The following is a 1036-nucleotide window of genomic DNA, read 5'->3' as shown; positions in this document are numbered from 1 at the left end:
TTCGTCATGGCGAGATGTGTTTTGAACCCAAAGAAAGAAGAGTCCTCTGTTTTATGTCCAAGTCGTGCATCTGGGTCGTTTGAATAATTGAGATGCTCTGTATAATCTTCTACTACTTCTTTTAACACATTTACTTTCTCTTTAATCGCTGGAATCTGAGCGATTTGCGGTTCTTTTTCCACAACAGAGATGACTTGGCGACAATACTCTAATTCATCCGCAACATCATTAGATGTTGTTTTAGTTGGAAACCTCTCCTTCATGGACTCATTAATCTGATAGACAGCTCTTCTAACATTTTTAGATTTTTCTTGTAAAAATTCCTTTGGGGATTTTTGATTATAACGAGCTTTTGTATGCGTGGCATCGACGATGATACTTTTACTCTTTATAATCTCCTTTTCTAAGGCAATCTCGACTGATTTTCGAATGAGCATATCTAATAAAGCCTCGTCTTTAAGGCGAAGCCTTCTGAATTTGGTTAGCGAACTTGGATCAATAACCGGTTCTTCAGGTGCCATATTGAGAAAATATTTAAATGACATATCGTATTTAGAACGTTCAACTAAATCGGCATCCGATAAATCATAAATCACTTTTAGTAATAGATATTTGAACATACGAACAGGCGGAATTGCATTCCGACCATTATCAAGGCAATAACTTGATTTTAACTCGTTTAGTATGAATGAAAAATCAACGAGTTCATTGATCTGACGAAGCATATTATCTTTAGGGACAACAAGTTCATAAATTCCCATATATGGACTGAGTGTTATTGTTTCTTCATTTGATATCATTAGATTCACCTACATCTATGTAATATCTAAATTATAAAATAAATTGAAAGTGAAATGTTTGATGAAAATTAAACTTCAGACTGTAGACAAAAGGCCTTTGAGTTTCATTTCTCAAAGGCCTTTTTCACGCTATTTCTCCTATTATTTTTGATTGTTGAAGAGTAGGGAATTTCTATCTTTCCTCTCAACAAAGCGGACGGGATGGGAGGGCCGACTCCTGCAGGAGGGAAGGGCAG

The 1036-nt window shown here is 35.8% G+C and carries 1 protein-coding gene; it reads right to left on the bottom strand.

The annotated features are described in order from the left end of the window. The coding region (locus N0O92_RS23760) for a transposase (RefSeq protein ID WP_315617502.1) at positions 1–800 on the bottom strand (800 nt) is incomplete at its 3' end. Between the last annotated feature and the right edge of the window lie 236 nt (positions 801–1036).

Source organism: Alkalihalobacillus sp. MEB130 (genome assembly GCF_032335535.1).
In the GTDB taxonomy this organism is placed as follows: Bacteria; Bacillota; Bacilli; order Bacillales; family Bacillaceae_D; genus Halalkalibacter.
This window is presented reverse-complemented; position numbering and strand designations above follow the sequence as displayed.